The sequence below is a fragment of the Stenotrophomonas sp. 05L44_2 genome, from assembly GCF_056665995.1.
On the sequence record NZ_JBFTNR010001003.1, the window covers coordinates 1 to 1,088 of the forward strand.

2 protein-coding genes are annotated in these 1,088 nt (G+C 69.9%); both read right to left on the reverse strand.

Annotated features, from left to right (window positions below; genetic code table 11):
• Nucleotides 1-422, reverse strand: a 422-nt coding sequence (locus AC1VAN_RS22655) for a squalene/phytoene synthase family protein (protein ID WP_480986842.1), incomplete at its 3' end; no start/stop codon positions are given.
• Between the two features lie 11 nt (nucleotides 423-433).
• Nucleotides 434-1,088: phosphoglycolate phosphatase (locus tag AC1VAN_RS22660; RefSeq protein ID WP_480986843.1), on the reverse strand; the 655-nt coding region annotated here is incomplete at its 5' end.

The following is a 1,088-nucleotide window of genomic DNA, read 5'->3' on the forward strand; positions in this document are numbered from 1 at the left end:
CCCTTGCGCGGCTTGTCGGCAAACACCACGGCCTCGACCGCAGCCACCGCGTCGGCATAGTTGCCCAGTGCACGTTCGGCGCCGGCAGCGTCCAGCGCTACGGTGCGCGCCTCGACCAGATCCGGCAGCGCCTCGGCCAGCTGCACCCACGGTGCCCGCACCGGCTCCAGCACGCGGCCCAGCGGATGCCGCGAACGCTGCGCGGCCCAGCTCCGCAGTTCCTCGCCCCACCACGCCAGCTTGGCGTCCGCCGGCAGCGGGTCGCCAGCGGTGTTGAGCATGTCGTCGAATTCCTGCAGCAGCGCGAACCACGCCAGCGCCACATGGCGCTGCGGTTCGGCCACGAACGGCTCGGCCACCGACCATTCCGGCCAGCGGCTGCGCCACTTGTCGAGGAAACTATCCAGCGCGGTACTGCTCACTACGTTGTTCCTTACGGCTGGGCCGGGGTCGCCGGCCGGTTCGGCCAGAGACTGGCCAGTTGCAGAAGTCCGGCGTTCTCGACCAGCACATCGGCCTGCCAGGCCAACGGGTCATCGCTGTGCAGGCGGTAGCCCCACAGCGCCGCCACCGACGGCATGCCGGCAGCACGCGCGGCGATGATGTCGCGCTCATCGTCGCCGACGTACACGCAGTCTTCCGCTGCGATGCCGATCAGCTGCGCGGCGTGCAGCAGCGGCAACGGATGCGGCTTGCGCTCGGCCAGGGTGTCCCCCCCGACAAGCACGGCGCAGCGCTGCTGCCAGCCGTACTGCGGCACGATCAGCCGCGCCAGGTAYTCGGGCTTGTTGGTGACGATGCCCCACACGGTGCCGGCTTCGTCCAGCGCACCGAGCATGCCGGCCACGCCGTCGAACAGCACGGCGTGCTGGCCGATCGAGGCTTCGTAGCGCTGCAGGAACTCGGGAATCAGTGCATCGCGCTCGGCCGCTTCCAGCTCTGGAAACGCGGCCGACACCATCGCCCGTGAACCCTTGGACACCACTGGCCGCAACTGCGCCGGATCGATCGGTGCGCGGCCGCGCTCGGCCAGCATCGCATCAAGGGTGGCGACGAAATCCGGGGCGCTGTCCAGCAACGTACCGTCC